Genomic DNA, 20,047 nt, shown 5'->3' on the forward strand with positions numbered 1-20,047 from the left:
AACCAATCGCACCGATAAGCTGCGCAAACACCAAGAACCATCAAGGCACAGGCGTCATGTCCAAAATTTCATTCGGCTTTCTGGATGGCAAGATGTTCTCAAGGAATATCCAGCGATGGGCGCGTGCGGCCCGCCGCGCGCACCTGACCGAACTGCCGGTTCTGCGTCGGCAGCGCAATCGCGCACGCGTGTTGAAAACCCATCTGGACAAGCTGATCCATACCGCTGACGAACGCCTTGCCTTGCCGATGATTGGCTCGACCAGCTTTGCCAAACCGCATAACGCCGATTGGGCCTGGCGCCCGGAACTCTGGCGGGGGCCACTGGCAACGCCGGGCTTCTCTGCCGTACAGACCAAATCAATGCTGGGCAATGAAGTCACCTTGTTTCATGACTGTGAATTCTCCGAATTGACCCTGCGCCAGTTGCGCAACCTACGCGAGGAAGACCTGGCACCATATGGCCTGCGTCTGGACGTTTTCCAGTTTGACGGCTCGTTCCTGTCACTGGTGATTGATCTGCCTGCCGAAGGCACAGACAACCTCAAGCGCACACATCTGTTGCGGATGGATGCGTTGGTCGAGATGGAAAAACCGCTTGAGATATTCGCCAGACTCAACATCAAACACGGGCCCAACACCGAACAGATCGTTCGTGAACTGCCTCTACACGAGGAAAACCACCGCGTCGAATTTGACCTGGCCTATTCCAATCTCAACGAAAAACGGGTTGAGCGGGCGTGGGTCGATCTGATCTTTGAGGGGCCGCAGATGAACCAGGTGATCCTGCGCGATCTCACCTTTTCACGTCGTCCCCGTGCGCATCTATAGAAAGGGCCGAACGCCATGTCATCGTTGCAACTGACCAAAACCAAGATGAAAGAAGGCGTCTGGCAAGGTATCATCACCGGCCTTACAGATGATGATGCGAAGCCTAAGATCGAGGTGACGCTTGAGGGCATCGCCGTTCCAGACATCCTGCTGACCTACAATCAAAGCGCGGATCACTGGACCCTGTCCGTGCCGATCCCTGCACGGGCGATTGCCGATGGTGTTCAAACCCTGATCATTTCAGATTCCGATACAAACACGAAAATCGGCCACATTACCTTGATTTCAGGTGAAGCATTGGCAGATGATATTCGCGCCGAAATGGACCTGCTACGGGCCGAACTCGACATGCTCAAAAGCGCATTCCGGCGTCATTGCGTCGAAACCGGCTAACGCTGCGCGCTAACTCATGCGCACCAAATACTGGCCCTGCCTGTGGCCAGCTATGCTTGGAAAAAATGAACTTCCGGCCCGGTGATCCGGCTGATCGCATTCCCCGTGTTGATCGCACTATAGACGGACCATGGCGGTCGCGCTGTCTCGTTCACATTACGATACACCCAGCTTCTGTCTTCCATTATCCTTAGCGATTGCGACAAGGCCCGGTCGGTGATCGAGCTGAGGTTACGCTTGATCTCATTAAACCGGCAGGGTGTATGGAGCGACGTCAGTATCGGCACCGTCCATGTCCGGCGCAACAGGTCGTGATCTTCCTTGCCTGCCGCGTTCAAGATCTTGCTCGCCATTGCCGCTGCCGGAATGCCCGCCGCCGTGAGGCGGAACTCCGGACGCAGCGGATGCCCATGCCCCGGATTTCGCTCCATCAGTCCGATCCTGACAAGATGCTCCATGCTTTGCGCAAACGCGGCCCGGCCCGCACCGGTGGCGGCAAGCAATGTGGCCTGACGCCCCGCCACACCCTCATGCAGGCTCGACAATATGGGCAATGCCCAAGCCTTTGATGTGATATTGACAAGTGAATCAATGTACATAAAGTATAGTTAATACATTTTTACTTGTTAGGAAAGCCCATGTCACTTGTTTCAGTCGATCAGACCATCACCATTGCCCTTTCTGTGACTGACCGCCACGCAAGCGCCAAATGGTACGGCGACATGCTGGGGTTCGAAACGCTCTATCATGCGGACGAGGCAGGCTGGAGCGAGCTGCAAACCAACACCCCCGGCGTGGCACTGGGCCTTGGGGAACATACCAAACCCGCGCCGGGAAACTGCGTTCCGGTTTTTGGCATCGCGGATCTGGACAGCGCGCGCGCGAAACTGGAACAGGCAAATGTGAAATTCGACGGTGAAACCGATGTGGTCGAAGGCATGGTCAAAACCGCCACATTCTATGACCCTGACAACAACGCCCTCATGCTCGCTCAGGATCTGACAACCGGCACCTGACCCCCCCCCTGAAAAAATGGCCCCGCTGTCACCAGCGAGGCCCCATTTCCAACCAAATATCGGACTTTATTCTTTCGGACCAAGCGCCGAAAGGCCTTTCAGAATATCAATGGCATATGCCAACTGATAATCTTCTTCACGCAAATCCGCCGCGGCTTCGGCCTTGGCGCGGTCATCCATGATCTGTTTGATCTGGTCCTCTGTCAGGCTGTCGTTGTTCAGGCTGCCGCGCAGATCCGCTTCGGAACGGCGTGGACGCAAGGCCGATTCTTCCTCTGCTGTCTCAACCTTGGGACGCGGCTGCGCCACAACGATGTCCGGAGACACGCCCAGCGCCTGGATCGAACGGCCCGAAGGTGTATAGTAGCGTGCCGTGGTCAGGCGCATCGCGCTGTTGCCCCGCAACGGCATCACAGTCTGCACCGAACCTTTGCCGAAACTCTTGGTCCCGACAATAATCGCCCGGCGGTGATCCTGCAACGCACCTGCAACAATCTCGGATGCGCTGGCCGAACCGCCGTTGATCAGCACGACAATCGGTTTGCCCATGCTCAAATCACCCGGCGTGGCGTTCACACGGTCGCCATCACTCAATTCACGACCACGGGTTGAAACAATCTCGCCTTCTTCAAGGAAAGCATCCGAAATCGCGATGGCCTGGTTCAACAACCCACCAGGGTTATTGCGCAGGTCAAGCACGATACCGTTGATATTTTCAATACCACCCGCCGCTTCGAACTGCGCTTCCAGACCTTCTTTCATTTTCGGGTAGGTCTGTTCGTTGAAGGTGGTCAGGCGCAAGACGGCTGTTTGCCCCACAGTGCGGGCAGTGGCTGCAGTCAACTGGATCGTGTCACGAATAATCGCGACATCAAACGGCTCTGCCTCTCCTTCACGCACAACGGTGATCACGATCTCGGATCCCACAGGCCCGCGCATCAATTCGACTGCATCATCCAGCACCAGACCCAACAGGCTCTCTCCATCTACATGGGTGATGAAATCGCCCGCTTCGATGCCCGCTTCGTCCGCCGGTGTGCCGTCAATCGGCGATACGACCTTTACGAAACCTTCCTCCTGCGTCACCTCGATTCCCAAACCGCCAAATTCGCCCCGTGTCTGCTCGCGCATTTTGGCAGCGTCCTTGGGTGACAGATAGCTGGAATGAGGATCAAGCGAGGTCAACATGCCGTTGATGGCCGCCTCAATCAATTCGCTGCTGTCGGTCTCGGTCACATATTGCGCACGAATGCGTTCAAAAATGTCACCGAAAAGATCCAGTTGCTCATAGACATTTTCGGTCTTGGCGCTTTCTTGTGCCAACAGGGGGGCTGCAATCTGGGTCGTAGCGATTACACCCAGTACCGTGCCACCGACCGCAGCCATTACAAATTTCTTCATCTTGCTATCCATCCTCGTCCGTTCGGAACCAAAGCTCTGGGTCCTGTGGCGTATTGTTTTCTCTTACTTCTATATAGAGCGTTTCTGAACGCTCGTTGCCAGACCCTTCACGAAGGGGTGACCATTCGGTGCCGTCTTGCGGCAATGCGCCGCCCATCAACCCGATGGGCGTGCCCCCCGCGATCACCTGCCCTGTTTCGCCATAGACCACATCAAGCCCTGCAATAACAAATAGCGTATCGGCCTGCGGTTCAAGTATGACAACATTGCCGAAATCCAGCAACACACCCGCATAGCGAATCGTCGCCGCCGTCGGGCTGGTGACAATCGCCCCGGGCCGCGTGGCAAGGATCAGACCGGGGCGCCGCACACCCACCGCATCCGCCTCGTTTGCACGTCGCAGGACCAGACCTTGCGCCGGCAAGGGCAAGGCACCGATTTGCCCATCAAGCGTGGCAGGTGCCGGTTCAACTTCATCCGTGATGATTTCAGACAGGCCGCTGGCAAAACCGTCCAGCGTTTCGGTCGAAGCGATCAGGATACCGGTGCGCACAGGGTCCGCGGTAAAGCGCATGGGCAAGTCGGTTCTGTTCGCCATCGCCTGATTCAATGCGGCACGCGCTTCCTGCACCTGCGTCAACCCCACCTGCAGACGCTTGGCCGCATCCGCCTGCAGGGCACGCAGGGTCTGTACATTCTCCAGATCGGTGCGCAGGGCATCAGCGCGCTTGTTCAATGCCGGCGTCAGTTCCGCCAGCAACATGCCCGCCCGTGCCGTGCCGGTCGGCCCATCAGGATGCAACAAGATCACCGGCGAGGGCACGCCCCCCATGCTTTGCAACACCCCAAGAAGTTCAGCAACCTCCTCATCACGTGATTGCAGTTTCGCGGTCAGCTGCGCTTCGTTGATCGCAGCACCGCGCAGCCCGGCACGCATTGCACCCAGCCCGGATTCGAAGGCTTGAATGGTTGTGGTCAACGCCCGCACTCGATCCCGCGCGCTCTCGGCCTCGTCCAACATGGCAGACGCCTCTTCCAGGGCCTGCGCCGCCTCGCGTGCCAGCTCCGCCGTCGGCGACTGCCCCAGCAGGCAACCTGGCCATAACAGGGCCATTATCAGTCCAAGGTGCTTCATCATATGATCAAGGAAACGCCGGTCATTTCAGAAGGAGGTTCCAGCCCCATCAGCGCCAGAAGCGTCGGTGCGAGATCTGCCAGCCGCCCATCCCGCAATTGCACCCCCTCTGGCCCGCCAACCAATATCACCGGCACAGGATTCAGCGTATGCGCCGTATGCGCTCCCCCGGTTTCAGGATCGATCATCACTTCGCAATTGCCGTGATCCGCCGTTACAATCATGGCACCGCCAGCAGCCTCCAGCGCCGCCAACACCCGTCCCAAACCGGCATCTACCGCCGCACAGGCCGCCATCGCCGCGGCCAGGTCCCCCGTATGACCGACCATGTCGGGATTGGCATAGTTCACGACAATCAGGTCATAACCTTCCTTGATCGCCTGGACAAAATGATCCGTTACCTCGCCGGATGACATCTCCGGTTGCAAATCATAGGTCGCAACTGAAGGTGATTTCGGCATCTGACGCACTTCTCCCGCAAAGACCGTTTCTTCGCCACCATTCAGGAAGAATGTCACATGCGGGTATTTTTCAGTTTCGGCCAACCGGAACTGGCGCAGTCCATGTTTTGCCACCCAATCGCCCAACGTATTGGGCAATTCAGGCTTGTGATACATCGTTGACATATAGGCGGCATGATCGGCCGAATATTGCGCCATGCCCATGACCGCCGCCCACGTCGGGCGTGCCCCGACCTCAAAAGCGGCAAAGAACGGATCTGCCAGCGCCGCCATGATCTCGCGCGCCCGATCCGCACGAAAGTTCAAACAGAACAAACCATCGCCATCCTGCGCACCGGCATAGCCTTTCAACGCCGTGGCCTGAATGAACTCATCGTCCTCTCCCCTGCGATAGGCGTTTTCCACAGCCCCCTGCGCCGAGGTCCCGCCCAGCCCACCGCCATGTAATACCGCATCGGCCGCCTGCGCGATTCGCTCCCAGCGATTGTCGCGGTCCATTGCAAAATAACGCCCCGTGACGGTGACAATTTCCACCGCCTCCGGCAAGGCCGCCTGCAAGATCTCGAAATACCCCAGGGCCGACCGGGGTGCCACGTCGCGCCCATCGGTCAGCGCATGGATCTTCACCGGCACACCGGCCACATCCAGGGCATGGGCCGCCGCGATCATATGGTTTATATGCCCGTGCACACCACCATCGGAAACGACCCCCAAAAGATGCGCAGTGCCACCTGAGCCCTTCATCTTGCCAATAAACTCATTCAACGGTGGCTGCCGCGCAAAGCTCCCGTCTTCGATCGCCAGATCGATCTGGCCCAGGTCCATCGCAACGACACGCCCCGCACCAATGTTGGTATGCCCCACTTCGGAATTGCCCATCTGCCCTCGGGGCAGACCGACGTCGGGGCCGTGGGTGATCAGCGCTGCCTTGGGGCAGGTTGCCATGATCTTGTCCATGTTCGGCGTATCTGCCAGCACGGGCGCATTACCCACACGCCGGTCGCTCAGGCCCCAGCCATCCAGAATGCACAGAACCACAGGTCTTGGAGCGCTCATTTGTTCTGCCTCACCGCTTGATTTGCCGTCTTTTACCCTGTTGCGGGGATGGCGGGAACCACTTTGTGTACAGCTTTGCAAGATGTGATTTGATCATCTCCCCCTTGCTGCGCTGTGACCCTTTGGGCATAAGAGTTCACAGCTTAGTTCAACCCAAGGAAACCCCATGAGCCAGCCCGCGCCAGAGACACGGATCGTGAACACCTATCGCATTGCCTGTGACGGCAGCGAAGGTCCGCTTGGCCATCCCCGCGTCTGGTTGCAGATTCCCAGGGATGTCGGCTTCGTCGAATGCGGCTATTGTGATTGCAAATTTGTTCATGCGGATTTCGAAGGCAAGGTCTGAACCCCAGCAGGCGGTTCGCGCCCGTGGCACCGGTGGATGAGTTTAGAGGCAAGATGAAGCAACAGGAGGGGCGCAAACCCCTCTGGTAGCACCTGCTGCTTCGTGGCAAAAGACAGCATGCACCGAGGGAGAACGCGCATGACATTCGGCAAAGGCCACCACCTGCATCTGATTGACGGTTCTGCGTTCATCTTTCGCGCCTATCACGCGCTGCCTCCCTTGACGCGCAAATCCGACGGCTTGCCCATCGGGGCAGTTGCCGGTTTCTGCAATATGTTACACCGCTATGTAGAGGGGAACAGCGGCCCAGACGCGCCGACCCATGCGGCGGTGATTTTCGACAAGGGCAGCCATACTTTTCGCAATGATATGTACGACCTGTACAAGGCCAACCGCGATGCGATGCCCGAAGATCTGCGCCCGCAGATGCCCTTGACCCGCGCGGCGACCCAGGCCTTCAATATTGCCTGCGAGGAGAAAGAGGGTTTCGAGGCGGACGACATTATTGCCACCCTTGCCGTGCAGGCCCGCACCGCGGGGGGGCGCTGTACCATCATCAGCTCCGACAAAGATTTGATGCAATTGGTGGGTGACGGGGTCGAGATGCTCGACGCGATGAAGAACAACCGCATCGACCGCGACGGGGTATTTGCAAAATTCGGCGTCTACCCGGAACGGGTCGTCGATGTGCAGGCCCTGGCAGGTGACAGCGTCGACAACGTGCCCGGCGCACCCGGCATCGGGATCAAGACGGCGGCCCTGTTGATCAATGAATATGGCGATCTTGACAGTCTGCTGGAACGGGCGGGCGAAATCAGGCAACCCAAGCGCCGGCAAACATTGATCGACCATGCCGATCAAATCCGTTTGTCGCGCAGGTTGGTGTTGCTGGATGAAAACACGCCGCTTGATTTTACTCTCGACGACCTTGAGGTGCGCGCCCCTGATCCCGACAGGCTTCTTGCCTTTCTTGCCGAGATGGAATTCCGCACCCTGTCCAAACGTATCGCAGAGCAATTGGGCCGGGAAGCGCCGGTGATTGCCGATGCGCCACCGGCACCGGATGCGCCGCAACTCTCGGAGGTGGCCTTTGATCCCGCAGCATACGAGAAAATCAGTGACGCCGCCGCGCTGCAGGATTGGCTGGATGCGATTTACGAGCTTGGCCATGTCGCCGTCGACACCGAAACCACGGGTCTGGATGAAATGACCGCTGAACTGGTCGGTATTTCCCTCTCAACCGAAGCGGGCAAAGCCTGTTACATCCCACTGATCCACAAATCCAGAGGTACCGATGATCTGTTCGGTTCTGATGAACTTGCCAAAGGACAGATGAAAACCGAAGAGGTCTTGTGCATGCTGACCCCGATGCTGGAGGACCCAGCGATCCTCAAGATCGGGCAGAACATGAAATATGATGCCAAGATCTTTGCCCAACTCGGCATCACACTGGCCCCCTTCGACGATACAATGCTGATGTCCTACGCCCAGCACGCTGGCCTGCACAGTCACGGCATGGACACCCTGTCGGAACGCTATCTCAGCCACACGCCGATCCCGATCAAGCCGCTGCTTGGATCCGGCAAATCGGCCATCACCTTTGACAAGGTCCCCCTGGAAGACGCCGTGGCCTATGCCGCGGAGGACGCCGACATTACTCTGCGGCTGTGGCAGGTGTTAAAACCGCAATTGCACAGCGCACAGGTCACCAGGGTGTATGAAACACTTGAACGCCCGCTGGTTCCTGTACTTGCGGATATGGAACGCACCGGCATCAAGGTCGACCGGGATACCCTGTCACGCATGTCCAACGCCTTTGCTCAAAAGATGGCAGGCCTCGAAGACGAAATCTATCAGATCGTCGGCCGCAAGTTCAACGTGGGCTCACCAGCGCAACTGGGCGAGATATTGTTCGACGAAATGGGCATCGACGGGGGAAAGAAGGGGAAAAACGGAAAGTATTCGACCGGTATCGACGTTCTTGAGGATCTTGCAACGGAACACGAACTTCCCGCTCGGGTTCTGGACTGGCGCCAATTGAGCAAGCTCAAGTCCACCTATACCGATGCGCTGCAGACGCATATCAATCGCGAAACAGGCCGTGTTCATACGTCCTATTCCATCGCTGGTGCCTCCACCGGGCGTCTTGCCTCGACCGATCCCAACTTGCAAAATATCCCGATCCGCTCCGAAGAAGGCCGCCGCATCCGCGAGGCCTTTATCGCGGAGGAGGGCAAGACACTGGTCGCGCTTGACTATTCCCAGATCGAATTGCGCATTCTGGCACATATCGCGGATATTCCCGCGCTCAAGGAAGCCTTTGAGCGTGGCGATGACATCCACGCCATGACCGCTTCTGAAATGTTCGATGTGCCGATGGACGAAATGACACCCGACATTCGCCGGCGTGCCAAGGCGATCAATTTTGGTGTGATCTATGGCATTTCCGGCTTTGGGTTGGCCCGCAACCTGCGCATCCCGCGCGGTGAGGCACAGGGGTTCATCGACCGTTATTTCGAACGTTTCCCCGGCATCCGGACCTATATGGAGGACACCAAGGCATTTGCCAAAGAACACGGCTTTGTCCAAACCCTGTTTGGGCGCAAAATTCATACACCCAATATCACTGCCAAGGGACCACATGCCGGGTTCGCCGCCCGCGCTGCAATCAACGCACCGATACAAGGTACCGCCGCCGATGTCATCCGGCGTGCGATGATCCGCATGCCCGATGCGATCAAGGATCTGCCCGCGACGATGCTGTTGCAGGTGCACGACGAACTCTTGTTCGAGGTCGATCAGGGGCATGAGGAGGCGCTGATCACAGCCGCGCGTGATGTCATGGAAAACGCCAATGATCCTGTGGTCAAGCTTGCCGTGAAGCTTACCGTTGACGCAGGGCAAGGGGCCAATTGGGCAGAGGCGCATTAGACGTCATGCCACCGGTTTTTTACTCCTTTCGACGATGCCCTTATGCCATGCGGGCACGCCTTGCCCTTGCCAGTTCCGGCGTTCAGGTAGAGTTGCGCGAGATCCTGTTGCGCGACAAACCGCAGGCCTTTCTTGATACTTCGCCCAGTGGCACGGTTCCTTGTTTGTCAGTACAGCCCGGCGTGGATGCGCAGTCCCATGTCATCGACGAAAGCCTGGACATCATGTTATGGGCGCTTGATCGCGCCGATCCACAGGAGTGGTTGGACATGCCCCAGGACGGTCATGCGCTGATCAACCGCGTGGACGGAGAGTTCAAAACCGCCCTCGATCGCACCAAATATGCCACACGCTATCCCGATGAAGACCCGCAGGAACACCGCGCCATCGCCGCCGGCATCCTAAACGAGCTGAACCAACAAATTGACGGATACATCTACGGCAAACCAACGCTTGCCGATTTCGCAACCTTGCCCTTCGTCCGCCAATTCGCCTTTATCGACAAGCCGTGGTTTGACGCGCAACCATGGCCGAAGCTTCAGGCGTGGCTTGCCGCATTTCTGGACTCTGCCGCCTTTGCACAAATCATGTCAAAATACCCTCCTTGGCAGTCCGGTGACGCGCCGTTCTATTTCCCTGAATAAACCACCGGGCGTTGGCATGTCGTTAACGCAACACCGGCGCATGCCGGGTTAACCCCTGCCCGATACCGCAAAAGCTGCACTGCAGAGTGTATCGGGGGTGTACGCATGGCACAGCCGATTCGCCCTTGAAAACAAAGGTGTTAACCAAATTCAGGTTGAGACCCTCTCTGGGTGGCCGGGTTAGCGGACCATCCAGCCCAAACTTTCCTCGCTCGACCCATTGGGAGAATATTCACCACTGATCCAACCGGCATATTCTGCCGCCCTGATCCGGTCAAACAGCCCGTCGAAATCCACCTCACCGGTTCCCGGTGCCCCACGATCCGGCGAGTCCCCGATCTGAATATGCCGGATCAGGGACAGGTACTGATCAAACACCGTCACCGCATCACCATGGATCATCTGCGCATGATAGCTGTCGTATTGCAGCCCCACATTCGGCGCATCCACCGCTGCCAGCACCTCTGCAGCCAGAGCGTAATCATTCAGGAAATACCCCGGCTGCGCCACCGCGTTCAGCGGCTCCAGCGTCAGGATCAGTCCCTCGGGTGCCTCTGACGCCGCCCATTTCAGATTGTCGATCAAGGTCTGTTTCGCAGCCTCCCCTTCGGCCATGCCGGTCATGACGTGCACAAAAGAGACCTCCAATACTTCACAATAGCGAAAAACGCGCCGCATATCATATTGAAAACGCTCCACCATTTCCGGCTGCGCCGCAAATCCGCGTGCGCCACCCGTATAGTTGGGAGGCGGTGCATTTATCAAAATCAGCTTTAGCCCCTGCGCCATCAGGGCCCGTTTGGTTTCCTTGGCCGCAATATCGTAGGGGAACAACACCTCCACCGCCTCGAAACCCGCTGTGGCTGCGGCTTCAAACCGGTCCAGATAGGGCAGTTCGGGCCAAAGATGGCTGAGGTTGGCAGCAAATTTCAGGCCCATTCAAATCTCACCGGGCAGTTCATTCGAGGGGATCATACCAAAGAACTGGCCATCGGACCAAACCCCGAACCAACCGTTACGATGGGTGCCCAGTTCAACCAACCGGTAAAAACTCTTGCGGTCGATGAGCGCCTCAAGGTTTCGACGGACAAGGACATAGGGCGACGGTTCACCGTTATCGGGGTCACGTTCTACGCGGATCGGATTGGCCACACCAGCCATCGCCCGGTCGCCCACATTGGTCACAAAGGTCAGCTTTTGCGCCTCGCCTTCGCCCTCGGTATCGAAATCCACGGCGACAAAGGGCACATCCTCGACCTTTATGCCTACCTTCTCTACCGGCGTCACGAGGAAATACTTGTCGTCCTCGCGCCATAGAATCGTTGAAAAAAGTCTGACCAATGCAGGCCGCCCAATCGGGGTTCCCTGATAGAACCACGTCCCGTCCCGCTTGATGTGCATGTCCAGATCGCCACTAAACGGCGGGTTCCATTTCTCTAACGGCGGCAAACCGCGTGTTTTTGCAGCTCTTACCGCTTCTGCCAGCGTATCGGCCGTTGGGGTAACGGTTTTTTGTCCACTCATTGCTTTTGCCATTTCCAGTTATAGAGATAGGTTTACACTAACGACATATAATCGCGAGGAAGCAATTGTCATGACCCAAGCCGACGACATGGTGGCACGGATCGAAAATCTGGGCGAAAAACTTGCCCAAGCCAAGCAATCTATCACAAACCGCTTCATCGGACAGGAGCGGGTTGTGGATCTGACGCTGACCGCTTTGTTGTGTGGGGGGCATGGTCTGCTGATAGGACTTCCCGGACTGGGCAAGACCCGCCTCGTTGAAACCCTGAGCACCGTCATGGGTCTGGATGGCAACCGCGTTCAATTTACTCCTGACCTGATGCCTGCCGATATTCTGGGATCAGAGGTGCTGGACACAGCCCAGGATGGCACGCGCGTGTTCCGCTTTGTCGAAGGGCCTGTGTTTTGTCAGTTGTTGATGGCGGACGAGATCAACCGTGCCTCACCCCGAACACAGTCTGCGCTGTTGCAGGCCATGCAGGAACAGACCGTTACCGTCGCGGGCCAGGATCGGACACTTGGCATCCCTTTTCACGTTTTGGCGACCCAAAACCCCATCGAACAGGAAGGCACCTATCCGCTGCCCGAAGCACAGTTAGACCGGTTTCTTGTACAAATTGATGTCGCCTATCCTGATCGCGACACCGAACGTGATATTCTGCTGGCGACAACCGGCGACTCCGATGCCCAGGCAACCCAGGTGTTTACAAGCCAGGAATTGCTGGATGCGCAGCGTTTGTTGCGGCGCATGCCCGTAGGGGAGTCGGTGGTCGAAATGATTCTGGATCTGGTCCGTGCCTTCCGTCCCGAAGAAGAAGGGGCAAGCCAGCGTGTTCGTGAAACCGTTGCCTGGGGGCCCGGCCCGCGGGCGGCACAGGCCCTGATGCTGGCGGTGCGCGCTCGTGCCCTGTTGCAGGGACGGCTCGCCCCCTCAGCCGAGGATGTGCTGGATATGGCCCGGCCGGTGCTGTCGCACCGGATGGCATTGAACTTTGCCGCACGGGCGCGTGGTGATAGCCTGCAAGGGCTGATTGACGAAACAGCCGCTCGTCTGACCGGAACGAAAGCCGCCGCGTGACTACACCCATCACCCTTCGTGCCGCGGCCGAGGATCAGGCCACCCGTTTGCCTGTCCTTCTGGCCCGTGCGGAACAATTGGCCGGAGCCGTTCTGTGGGGTGCCCACGGTCGGCGCCGCGCAGGTGTCGGCGATGATTTCTGGCAATATCGCCCCTCTCAACAAGGCGACAGCCGCCGGATGATCGACCATCGCCGGTCAGCAATGGGTGATCAGGAATTTGTACGCGAACGCGAATGGCAAATCGCACAATCGGTGATGCTCTGGGTCGATCAGGGGGCATCAATGCGATTTACTTCTGACAAGAGCCTGCCACAGAAGGCAGATCGCGCAAGGCTACTGGCGCTGGCGCTTGCCATCATGTTGTTGCGTGGCGGTGAACGTGTCGGTTTGACCGGCACCGCCCTGCCTGCGCGCAGCGGCAATGCGCAGGTGCTGCGGCTGGCCGAAATGTTCTGCCAGGATGATGAAACCGACTACAGCCCGCCGGAACATCGCGCCATGATTCCGCACGCGCGGGCAGTATTCGTATCAGATTTCATGGGGGATATGGAAGGCGTGACAACCGCCCTGACCAAGGCTGCGGACCGGGGGGTGCGCGGTATCATTTATCATCTGCTTGATCCTACCGAGGAAGCCTTCCCCTTCACTGGACGTACCATATTTGAAAGCATCGGCGGCACGCTCAGCCATGAAACCCTCAAGGCAAATGATCTCAAAGGGCGCTATCTGGAGCGGCTTGCGGCGCGCAAGGCCGAGTTGCAACGGCTCTGCACGCTGACAGGGTGGCAATACGGATTGCACCACACAGACGCATCGCCTCAATCCGCGTTGTTGTGGCTTTACGCTGCTCTTGATGCACGTGCAGGAGTTGCAGCATGACGGTTCTGGGTGGCATCGGATTCACAGCGCCCTGGCTGTTGCTGGCATTATTGGTCCTACCGATCCTCTGGCTGATCTTGCGGGCAGTGCCCCCTGCACCGGTGCGGCGGCGATTCCCCGGCGTCGCGTTGCTGTTGGGCCTGAACGATGACGACACGGTATCGGATCGCACACCCTGGTGGCTATTGTTGCTGCGCATGCTGGCAGTGGCAGCAGTCATTCTGGGGTTGGCCGGTCCGGTCATCAATCCAGAGACAGATCAGACAGCGGGAGAGGGTCCGCTTTTGATAGCGCTGGATGGCACATGGGCCGGTGCAACACGCTGGCCACAGCAAATCGCCGCGATCGAGGCACAATTGACCCGAGCAGGCCGTGCCGGGCGTCCGGTCGGTTTCCTGTCGCTCAGTCGCCCCGACACACCATCATTCCAGAGCGCGGATGTCTGGCGAACACGACTTGCCGGGTTCACACCCGCCCCTTGGCAACCCTCAGAAGCGAATGTCGCCAAAGCGGTCGAAATCATGGCGGGTCTTGATGCCTTTGACACTCTTTGGTTCAGCGATGCCTTGGACTATTCTGGCCGCGATGCGCTATTGGATACAATGCAGGCTCGTGGATCCGTCGAAGTCTATCAAACCGCTGCGAATGTTCTGGCCATTGCACCCGCGACTTACGAAGACAGCCTTGTTCAACTGAAACTTTCGCGCGCTGCACCCGCATTTGAACGCGAGGTCGTGGTGCAGGCCGAAGGACGCGACCCGGCAGGTAATGCACGTATACTGGCAACGGCTACCACAGTTTTCGAGGCGGGCAGCACCGAAGCCGAAACACAGCTTTCCCTTCCATCAGAGTTACGCGCCCGTATCACAGGCTTTACCATCGCGGGGCAACGGTCTGCCGGCGCGACCACGCTTGTAGATGATGGATTGCGCCGCCGCGAGGTCGCCTTGATCAGCAGCGACAGTGATCAGGAAGGTTTGCAGCTTCTGACTCCATTGCACTATATCGAACAGGCGCTGGCCCCGACAGCGGACCTGATCAAGGGGTCGATAACTGATGTGCTTCCGGCCAATCCCAACGTGATTGTCCTTGCAGATGTGGCCACCCTCTCGGATGCAGAGGCGGAACCGCTCAGTGAATGGATCACAGAAGGTGGCATGCTGGTGCGCTTTGCGGGGCCACGCGTTGCCGCCAGCGACATCAGCCGCTTTGACGAAGATCCGCTGATGCCCGTGCGCCTGCGCGCTGGCGGGCGCAGCGTGGGCGGTGCAATGTCCTGGGGCGAACCGAAATCGCTTGATTCATTCAAAAACACTTCGCCGTTCTTTGGTCTGACTGTCCCCGATGACGTCGTTGTTTCGGCCCAGGTGGTGGCACAGCCCGACCCGACACTGGCAGATCGCGTCATTGCGTCCCTGAGCGATGGCACACCACTTGTGACGCGCAAGATTGTCGGCCAGGGCCAGATCGTTTTGTTTCATGTGACTGCAACAGCGGAATGGTCTACCCTGCCCCTGTCGGGCCTGTTTGTCAGCATGTTGGAACGGCTTGCCGTGTCCTCTGCTGCGGCATCGCCGGAACCGGGTGATCTGGCGGGCACCACCTGGACGCCACAACGGGTGATGGATGGCTATGGTGTATTGTCAGATGCTGGGAGTCTGCCCGGCGTAGATGGTGAAAAACTGGTGTCCGATGCCGCTGGCCCTGCCCTGCGTCCAGGCATCTACAGCAACGGGGACAGGCGGTTGGCACGAAATGTCTTTACGACCAAAAGCACCCTTTCCCTTGCGACCTGGCCGCGTGACGTACCAGTGCGCGGTCTGGCTATCGCCCCGGAACAACCGGTTGCCGGATGGTTGCTCAGCCTGTCAATCCTGCTGTTGCTTGCGGATGTGGTGGCTTCTCTCGCTTTGTCGGGGCGCCTGCTGAACCGTAGCAATTCCGCTGCCGCAATCCTGTTCGCCCTGCCATTTTTGGGACTGACGACCCCCGGCGAGGCACAAAGCGATGCGGACAGATTTGCGCTGGCAGCCACCGCCGAAGTGTCGCTTGCAAATGTCATTACCGGAAATTCACGTGTGGATGAAATTGCAGCCGCCGGTCTTCGGGGTCTATCAGACACGCTGTTCTTCCGAACCTCTATTGAACCCGCGCCATCGACTTCCGTTGATCTGGAAACCGACGAACTTGCGTTCTTTCCGATCCTTTATTGGCCTGTCACACCCGATCAACCCCGCCCCTCGGCAGAGGCCTATGTCAAACTGAACGATTATTTGCGGTCGGGCGGGTTGATCCTGTTTGACACGCGTGACGCGGATATTGCCAAATTTGGGGCCTCAAGCCCAAATGGCCGCAAATTGCAGGAACTTGCAGCGTCGCTCGACATTCCACCGTTGGAACCGTTACCCGGCGATCACGTCCTGACACGTACATTCTATTTGCTGCAGGACTTTCCCGGCCGTCACAACAGCCGTGACATTTGGGTTGAGGCCGCGCCGCCAAACGCCGAACGGATCGAAGGCATGCCCTTTCGCAACCTCAATGATGGTGTCACGCCGGTAGTGATCGGCGGAAACGATTGGGCCGCAGCCTGGGCCGTGCGCGACAACGGCGCACCCTTGCTCCCTATTGGACGCGGCTATGCCGGTGAACGCCAGCGCGAACTGGCCAACCGGTTTGGAGTGAACCTGATCATGCATGTGCTGACAGGGAATTATAAGTCGGATCAGGTCCATGTCCCTGCGCTGCTGGATCGGTTGGGCCAATGACCGCAACAATCATATTTGATCCACTGATCCCGGTGCCCCTGCTGATCGTGGTGACGATCATCGCCTTGATGGGGTTGATTCTGGCGATCTTGCGGGCGCTGAACGGCTGGCCTTTGCGAGGTCTGGCCGCCGCTGTCGTTCTGGGGGCTCTGGCGAACCCCTCCTATCAACAAGAAGACCGAGCGCCGCTAAGCGACATCGTTCTTCTGGTCGAAGATGAGAGCGCCAGCCAGCGGCTGGGCGCACGGCCGGATCAAACTGCAGGTGCCGCATCGACGCTGGCCGCGCAAATCGCAGCCCGACCAAATACAGAAGTCCGCCGTGTCACGGTGCCCGACGGAGCAGGCGACGCTGGCACACAGGTCATGGCCGCGATTTCGGATGCATTGGCCGAAGAACCGCGCGCACGTATCGCAGGGATCCTTGCGATTAGTGACGGACGTGTGCATGACGCTGATCTGCCCATTGATCTTCCCGCGCCGCTGCATTTGTTGATGACAGGGGAAACCGAAGACTGGGATCGACGATTGACCGTTCGCAATGCGCCTGCCTTTGCGATTATCGGCGAAGCGGTGACGCTGACCCTGCGGATCGATGATCTGGGGGCCGCGCCTGCGGGTGAAACCCTTGCGCCTCTGGACATTTCCATTGACGGTGAACCGCCGCAGACCTTTCGTGTTCCGATTGGTCAGGACCTTGAGCTACCGATTACCCTGCCCCATGGAGGGCGCAATGTGATCCGCTTCTCCCTGCCCGAAGCCGCCGGTGAACTGACCGACCGTAACAACGCCGCCCTGATCCAAATGAACGGCGTTCGCGACAGGTTGCGGGTCTTGCTGGTAAGTGGCGAACCGCATCCTGGCGGGCGCACCTGGCGCAACCTTCTGAAATCGGACAGTTCCGTTGATCTGGTGCATTTCACCATTCTGCGACCGCCGGAAAAACAGGACGGCGTGCCGGTAAACGAATTGTCGCTCATCGCATTTCCCACCCGCGAATTGTTCATGGAAAAGATCGAGGACTTCGATCTGATCATTTTTGACCGATACAAACGACGCGGAATCCTGCCTGCCCTCTATCTGGACAATGTCGCGCAATATGTTCGTAACGGCGGTGCCGTTCTTGTTGCTGCCGGACCTGACTTTGCAACTGCTGACAGTATCTACCGTTCGCCACTTGGCAGCGTCCTGCCTGCCATGCCAACGGCGCGTGTGCTGGAACAACCCTACAGGCCTACAATTACCGAACTTGGACAGCGCCATCCCGTCACCACCGATATGCCCGGCAACGGCGACTGGGGCCGCTGGCTGCGACAGGTCGACGTGGCGCAACCGCAAGGCAATGTCGTGATGGAAGGGATCGATGGACGGCCTTTGTTGGTGCTCAACCGCGTTGAGGAGGGGCGTGTCGCGCTTTTGGCCTCGGACCACGCATGGTTATGGAGTCGCGGTTTTGAGGGCGGAGGGCCGCAGTTGGAACTGTTGCGCCGACTGGCACATTGGATGATGAAAGAACCCGAACTGGAAGAAGAAGCGCTGACCGCGACCGCAGAGGGCCAAACCATGCGCGTGACCCGCAGGACCTTGGCCATGACCACACCACCCGTGACGATCACAGCACCCGATGGCAAGACATTTGATCTGCCGTTGACCGAAGGTGCCACAGGCGTTTTTGAAGGTGTGTTCGACGGACCCGAAATGGGGCTTTACCGCTTGGACAACGGGGATCAGACGGCGGTGATTGGCCTCGGCCCTGCCGCCCCGCGCGAATTTGTCGAAACGATTGCAAGCGACGAAATGCTAGAACCACAGATTTCTGCCCTGCGCGGGGGCGTTGTGCGACTTGAGGACGGATTGCCCCGGTTGCGCAATGTGCGGGCGGGACGCCCTGCTGCCGGGCGCGGATGGTTGGGGATCACCCCACGGGGTGCCTATGAAACCCGCGATATTCGGCAGACAGCGCTTTTGCCTGGATGGTTGGTATTGGTGTTATCGGCAGGTTTGATCACTGCGGCTTGGCTGCGCGAAGGCCGCCGCTAAAGCGCACGCAACAGCAATCCACCCGCAAGAAACATGACAACCGTTCCGGCAAGCAGTTCAACCCCCGCAGCAACCCGCGCAAGCTGCGGTGATCCGCTGAAGCTGGCTAACATACCGCCGCGCAAACCACCTGCGACAAGGCCTACAAAAATGGTCACCAGCGCAGTGCCAAACGCCATCGCAAAGGCGCCTGCAATCCCCAATCCTCCGATTCCCATTTGCCAGGTAATGATCAGCACAAACAAAGCGCCCGTACAGGGACGCATCGCAATTCCCGCGATCAAGGCTGCAATCTCACGCAGATTGCCGACCTGTTCGATCTGATCAAGGGAGGGTCCATGGGCATGTCCGCAGCTTGAACAGTGATTTCCCTCGCCTTGATGGTCATGATCATGGGCGCGCTGCAACAACCTGCGTAGACCTCGCCACGCCAACCACAGGCCGATCAAGGCGATGGCGGCATAGCTCACGGGGGCAATGATCGCCTCGGTCAGATCAACCATCGCCTCACGCCCTAGGTTCAAAACCAACACCCCGGCATAGACCAACAGCACCGCGGTAACCGCCTGCCCCAACGACGCCGCCAAGGCAATCAGGGACAGGCGCAGCATCGGCACCCGACGGGCAAAACCATACCCGCCGATCAACACCTTGCCATGCCCCGGACCCGCCGCATGGGCAACACCATAAGCAAAACACGCACCAAGCACGGTAACTGCCGCCGCGATGTCACCCGTCCGCACCCGGCGCAACCCGCCAGCAATCGCATTCTGAAAATCCCTTTGCCAGGACGCCGCCCAGACGGCCAGGCTGTCAAAGCCACCGCTGAGCCAGAACCAGCCCAGGATGCCGATCACCAGCAGCGCCACGATGCTCAGGAAATATCGCATGTCACGGTCACCGTGCTGGCCAGAAGGATGCCAACATCCGGCAGATCATCATCCGACATATCCTCCATGGCGGCCAATTGGTCGCCCAGTTCCTGAAGCCGCGCCGCGACATCAGGCACGTCAATGGATTCTTTACAGGCGGGGTTTCCTTCCAGACGCACAGGCAGGGAAATGTCGTAGGCGGTGTAATAGGTGGGGTCGTAGGGCTTGATCTCGATCACTCCGCGCCCGGACTGCGCCTGATCGACCCGACGCACATGAGTGGTGGTGATACGGGAATCCTCATATACCGCAGTCGCCTCCAGCGGCGCAGAAAGCGTCAGGTTCTGTCCGTCCTGCATCACCACCAGATCGCCGTTGAAACCCGGGGTCCATTGCATGTCAAACCCTTGCAAATCCGCCAGTTCCTCAGGCGTCATCTTGCCATCGAAATCTTGGTCCAGGCCGCGGTCTTCGGTGATCAACAAGGAATAAAATTCGTCATAGGCCCAAGTGACGCGCACTTCGGTCAGCCGCCCGTCATCATCAAAATGCAGATCCAGACCCGTATCGACAAAGATATGCGGATGCGCAGTCACCGGGACGGCACCACAAAGGGCAAGGATCAAGGCGAGCAGATTTTTCATTGTTCTGTTGAGATAGGCCATCGCAACA

At 58.4% G+C, this 20,047-nt stretch carries 18 protein-coding genes; 10 read left to right on the plus strand and 8 right to left on the minus strand.

The features are described 5' to 3' along the window. Nucleotides 1–56: 56 nt before the first annotated feature. Both OS190_RS00730 and OS190_RS00735 read left to right on the plus strand, forming a co-directional pair. Nucleotides 57–830: a DUF6478 family protein gene (locus OS190_RS00730; RefSeq protein WP_267156743.1), complete on the plus strand. Its 774-nt coding sequence runs from the start codon at nucleotides 57–59 to the stop codon at nucleotides 828–830. Between the two features lie 15 nt (nucleotides 831–845). Continuing rightward, entirely contained in the window at nucleotides 846–1,223 is a 378-nt protein-coding gene (locus OS190_RS00735) for a hypothetical protein (protein ID WP_267156744.1), read from the plus strand. Between the two features lie 50 nt (nucleotides 1,224–1,273). Here OS190_RS00735 and OS190_RS00740 read toward each other — a convergent pair whose 3' ends face one another. Beyond that, nucleotides 1,274–1,822, minus strand: coding sequence for a winged helix-turn-helix transcriptional regulator (locus tag OS190_RS00740; protein WP_267156745.1), 549 nt, complete (start codon nucleotides 1,820–1,822; stop codon nucleotides 1,274–1,276). 39 nt (nucleotides 1,823–1,861) lie between these two features. On the opposite strand from OS190_RS00740, the gene OS190_RS00745 reads away from it, so the two are divergent. Next, nucleotides 1,862–2,239 (plus strand): VOC family protein, encoded by a 378-nt coding sequence (locus tag OS190_RS00745; protein WP_267156746.1) that lies wholly within the window; start codon nucleotides 1,862–1,864, stop codon nucleotides 2,237–2,239. 66 nt (nucleotides 2,240–2,305) lie between these two features. On the opposite strand, the gene OS190_RS00750 is transcribed toward OS190_RS00745, so the two are convergent. The 3 genes from OS190_RS00750 to gpmI are packed head-to-tail and all read right to left on the minus strand — an operon-like array spanning nucleotide 2,306 to nucleotide 6,292. Continuing rightward, nucleotides 2,306–3,640: a S41 family peptidase gene (locus OS190_RS00750; RefSeq protein WP_267156747.1), complete on the minus strand. Its 1,335-nt coding sequence runs from the start codon at nucleotides 3,638–3,640 to the stop codon at nucleotides 2,306–2,308. Between the two features lie 4 nt (nucleotides 3,641–3,644). Then, nucleotides 3,645–4,754: a murein hydrolase activator EnvC family protein gene (locus tag OS190_RS00755; protein ID WP_267156748.1), complete on the minus strand. Its 1,110-nt coding sequence runs from the start codon at nucleotides 4,752–4,754 to the stop codon at nucleotides 3,645–3,647. Between the two features lie 20 nt (nucleotides 4,755–4,774). Further along, nucleotides 4,775–6,292, minus strand: coding sequence for a 2,3-bisphosphoglycerate-independent phosphoglycerate mutase (gpmI, locus tag OS190_RS00760; protein WP_267156749.1), 1,518 nt, complete (start codon nucleotides 6,290–6,292; stop codon nucleotides 4,775–4,777). Nucleotides 6,293–6,458: 166 nt separating this feature from the next. Between gpmI and OS190_RS00765 the strand changes: the two genes are divergently transcribed. The 3 genes from OS190_RS00765 (at nucleotide 6,459) to OS190_RS00775 (ending at nucleotide 10,213) form a co-directional block, all read left to right on the plus strand. Beyond that, entirely contained in the window at nucleotides 6,459–6,638 is a 180-nt protein-coding gene (locus tag OS190_RS00765) for a zinc-finger domain-containing protein (RefSeq protein ID WP_267156750.1), read from the plus strand. A 138-nt stretch (nucleotides 6,639–6,776) separates the two neighbouring features. Next, nucleotides 6,777–9,569: a DNA polymerase I gene (polA, locus tag OS190_RS00770; RefSeq protein WP_267156751.1), complete on the plus strand. Its 2,793-nt coding sequence runs from the start codon at nucleotides 6,777–6,779 to the stop codon at nucleotides 9,567–9,569. 5 nt (nucleotides 9,570–9,574) lie between these two features. Then, on the plus strand, nucleotides 9,575–10,213 hold the full coding sequence (locus tag OS190_RS00775; protein ID WP_267156752.1) for a glutathione S-transferase: 639 nt from the start codon (nucleotides 9,575–9,577) through the stop codon (nucleotides 10,211–10,213). 180 nt (nucleotides 10,214–10,393) lie between these two features. On the opposite strand, the gene OS190_RS00780 is transcribed toward OS190_RS00775, so the two are convergent. Both OS190_RS00780 and OS190_RS00785 read right to left on the minus strand, forming a co-directional pair. After that, a complete protein-coding gene (locus OS190_RS00780; RefSeq protein WP_267156753.1) occupies nucleotides 10,394–11,152 on the minus strand; it encodes a hydroxypyruvate isomerase family protein in 759 nt (252 codons plus the stop codon). Then, nucleotides 11,153–11,737, minus strand: a complete 585-nt coding sequence (locus tag OS190_RS00785; RefSeq protein ID WP_267156754.1) for a DUF1285 domain-containing protein — start codon at nucleotides 11,735–11,737, stop codon at nucleotides 11,153–11,155. Nucleotides 11,738–11,807: 70 nt separating this feature from the next. Between OS190_RS00785 and OS190_RS00790 the strand changes: the two genes are divergently transcribed. From OS190_RS00790 to OS190_RS00805, 4 genes are read left to right on the plus strand one after another with little or no spacing between them, the layout of a single operon-like run. After that, nucleotides 11,808–12,815 carry an AAA family ATPase gene (locus OS190_RS00790; RefSeq protein WP_267156755.1) on the plus strand — a complete coding sequence of 336 codons (1,008 nt, stop codon included), beginning with the start codon at nucleotides 11,808–11,810 and terminating at the stop codon, nucleotides 12,813–12,815. Continuing rightward, a complete protein-coding gene (locus tag OS190_RS00795) occupies nucleotides 12,812–13,696 on the plus strand; it encodes a DUF58 domain-containing protein (protein ID WP_267156756.1) in 885 nt (294 codons plus the stop codon). The genes OS190_RS00790 and OS190_RS00795 overlap by 4 nt, the downstream gene beginning before the upstream one ends. After that, complete coding sequence (locus OS190_RS00800; protein ID WP_267156757.1) at nucleotides 13,693–16,464, plus strand: DUF4159 domain-containing protein; 2,772 nt, start codon at nucleotides 13,693–13,695, stop codon at nucleotides 16,462–16,464. The genes OS190_RS00795 and OS190_RS00800 overlap by 4 nt, the downstream gene beginning before the upstream one ends. Further along, on the plus strand, nucleotides 16,461–18,503 hold the full coding sequence (locus OS190_RS00805) for a hypothetical protein (RefSeq protein ID WP_267156758.1): 2,043 nt from the start codon (nucleotides 16,461–16,463) through the stop codon (nucleotides 18,501–18,503). The genes OS190_RS00800 and OS190_RS00805 overlap by 4 nt, the downstream gene beginning before the upstream one ends. On the opposite strand, the gene OS190_RS00810 is transcribed toward OS190_RS00805, so the two are convergent. Together OS190_RS00810 and OS190_RS00815 are read right to left on the minus strand one after the other, a co-directional pair. Beyond that, on the minus strand, nucleotides 18,500–19,393 hold the full coding sequence (locus OS190_RS00810; protein WP_267156759.1) for a nickel/cobalt transporter: 894 nt from the start codon (nucleotides 19,391–19,393) through the stop codon (nucleotides 18,500–18,502). The two genes, OS190_RS00805 and OS190_RS00810, sit on opposite strands and share 4 nt — an antisense overlap. Beyond that, nucleotides 19,378–20,019 (minus strand): DUF1007 family protein, encoded by a 642-nt coding sequence (locus tag OS190_RS00815; RefSeq protein WP_267156760.1) that lies wholly within the window; start codon nucleotides 20,017–20,019, stop codon nucleotides 19,378–19,380. The genes OS190_RS00810 and OS190_RS00815 overlap by 16 nt, the downstream gene beginning before the upstream one ends. Nucleotides 20,020–20,047 lie beyond the last annotated feature (28 nt).

It is taken from the genome of Sulfitobacter sp. F26204 (assembly GCF_026410305.1).
Classification (GTDB): domain Bacteria; phylum Pseudomonadota; class Alphaproteobacteria; order Rhodobacterales; family Rhodobacteraceae; genus Sulfitobacter.